We start from the raw sequence: 2,302 nt of genomic DNA on the forward strand, positions 1-2,302 counted from the left end.
ACACCAGGCAATCCACATCCGGGTGTAGCCCCAGCGCCTGCCCGGCCTGCTCGCCCAGGCCCGGCACCACGTTCAGTACCCCTTCCGGCAACCCGGCCTGCAGCGCCAGCTGGGCCAGGCGCAGGGCCGAGAACGGCGACTGCTCGGCGGGCTTGAGCACCACGCTGTTGCCGGCGGCCAATGCCGGGGCAAGCTTCCAGGCGGCCATGTCGAGCGGGAAGTTCCACGGTACCACCGCAGCGACCACGCCCAAGGCCTCCCGGGTGATGGTGGCGAGGGCATTGGCTGCGGTAGGCGCTACCTGGTCGTATAGCTTGTCCAGCGCCTCGCCGTACCAGGCGAACACATGTGCCGAGCCCGGTACGTCGATGTTGTAGGCGTCCATGACCGGCTTGCCCATGTTCAGCGAGTCCAGCAGGGCCAGCTCTTCACGGTGGGCCATGATCAGCTCGGCCAGGCGCAACAGTACTTTCTTGCGCTCGGTCGGGGCCATGCGCGGCCAGGGGCCTTGCTCGAAGGCCCGACGGGCGCTGGCGACGGCCAGGTCGACCTCGGCCTGGCCGCAGGCGGCGACCTGTGCCAGGACCTGGTTTGTGGCGGGGTTGATGGCGGCGAACGTTGCGCCGCCCTGTGCGTTGACGGCTTTGCCGTCGATCAGCGCGCAGGCGGGCAGATACAAGTCCGAGGCGCGTTGTTGCCAGAATTCGAGGGTGTACATTTGTACTCCAGGTAACCGCCATCGCGGTCTCTGTTGCTCATAAGGTGCAGTTTTCGTACAGCCCTGTGGAAGCGGGTTCACCCGCGGGCACCAGCAAAGCCGGTGCCACACACCGCGTCGCATTCTTCGCGGGTGAGCCCGCTCCCACAGGGGTGGCGGTGGGCTTGCGGATGGTCAGAGCCTGCCGACCAGGCGCGCGGTACGGTCCACGGCGATGCGGGTCTTTTCGACCAGCTCGTCCAGCTCGCCATGGCTGGCGATCAGCGCCGGGGCCATGATCATCCGGCCGAGGGTGGAGCGAATGATCACCCCTTCCTCGAAGCCGAAGGTGCGGCATTGCCAGGCCAGGTCGTTCTCGTTGGCAAAGCGCTTGCGCGTCGGCTTGTGTTCGGCAAACTGCAGCGCTGCCACCAGCCCGGCACCCTGCACCTGGCCGATCAACGGGTGATCGGAAAACACCTCGCGCAAGATGCGCTGCAGGTACGGCCCGGTGTCTTCCTTCACCTGGCGCACGATGCCTTCGTCACGCAGTGCCTTCAGGTTGGCCACCGCCACCGCCGCCGCCACCGGGTGCCCGGAATAGGTCAGGCCGTGGGCAAACACCCCGCCGCGCTCGACCAGCGCCTCGGCAATGCGCTTGCTCAGCACCAGCCCACCCATGGGCACGTAGCCGCTGGTCAGGCCCTTGGCGATCGACAGCGTGTCGGGCTCGAAGCCGAAGTACTCATGGGCGAACCATTCACCGGTGCGGCCAAAGCCACCAATCACCTCGTCGGCACACAGCAGCACGTCGTACTGGCGGCAGATGCGCTGGATTTCCGGCCAGTAACTTTCCGGCGGGAAGATCATGCCACCGGCACCCTGGAACGGTTCGGCGATAAAGCCTGCTACGTTCTCGGCGCCCAGTTCGAGGATCTTTGCTTCCAGCTGCAGCGCGCAGCGGCGGCCGAACTCGGCCGGGGTCAGCTCGCCGCCCTCGGCGTACCAGTACGGCTCGTCGATGTGCGCCACATCCGGGATCAGCCCGCCCATTTCGTGCATGAACTTCATGCCGCCCAGCGCCGTGGCCGCCAAGGTCGAGCCGTGGTAGCCGTTCCAGCGGCCGATCATGATCTTCTTGGTCGGCTGGCCGACGACTTGCCAGTAGCGGCGCACGGTACGGATCAGCACCTCGTTGGCTTCGGAGCCTGAGTTGGTGTAGATCGCGTGGCTATAGTGCCCGGGCAGCAAGCTGAACAGCAGTTCGGACAGTTCGATCACCGCCGGGTGAGTGGTGTGGAAGAACATGTTGTAGTAGGCCAGCTGGTCCATCTGCGCGGCAGCGGCGGCGGTCAGGTCGCGGCGGCCGTAGCCGAGCTGGGTGCACCACAGGCCCGACATGCCATCCAGGTAGCGCTTGCCCTCGCTGTCCCACAGGTGCAGGCGTTCGCCACCCACGATCACCCGCGGCCCTTCGGCGTTCAGCGCCTTCTGGTCGAGGAAGGCATGGATGTGGTGCGCGGCATCGGCTGCCTGGTAGTCACGGGTCTGGCGTTGCGGGGCGAAAGGCGCATTCATTGTTGGTTTTCCTTTGCGGTGGGGTTG

2 protein-coding genes are annotated in these 2,302 nt (G+C 66.2%); both read right to left on the reverse strand.

Annotation, left to right across the window (positions count from 1 at the left end; all coding sequences use genetic code 11):
• On the reverse strand, positions 1 to 718 hold a 718-nt coding region (locus tag HP546_RS29285), incomplete at its 3' end, for an aldehyde dehydrogenase family protein (RefSeq protein ID WP_172233079.1).
• A 174-nt stretch (positions 719 to 892) separates the two neighbouring features.
• Positions 893 to 2,275 carry an aspartate aminotransferase family protein gene (locus tag HP546_RS29290; RefSeq protein ID WP_172233082.1) on the reverse strand — a complete coding sequence of 461 codons (1,383 nt, stop codon included), beginning with the start codon at positions 2,273 to 2,275 and terminating at the stop codon, positions 893 to 895.
• Positions 2,276 to 2,302 lie beyond the last annotated feature (27 nt).

This window comes from Pseudomonas sp. CM25 (assembly GCF_013179705.1).
Classification (GTDB): domain Bacteria; phylum Pseudomonadota; class Gammaproteobacteria; order Pseudomonadales; family Pseudomonadaceae; genus Aquipseudomonas.

Coding starts and splice junctions, on each gene's coding strand:
- HP546_RS29290 (WP_172233082.1), bottom strand. CDS start 2,275: ATGAATGCGCCTTTCGCCCCGCAACGCCAGACCCGTGACTACCAGGCA.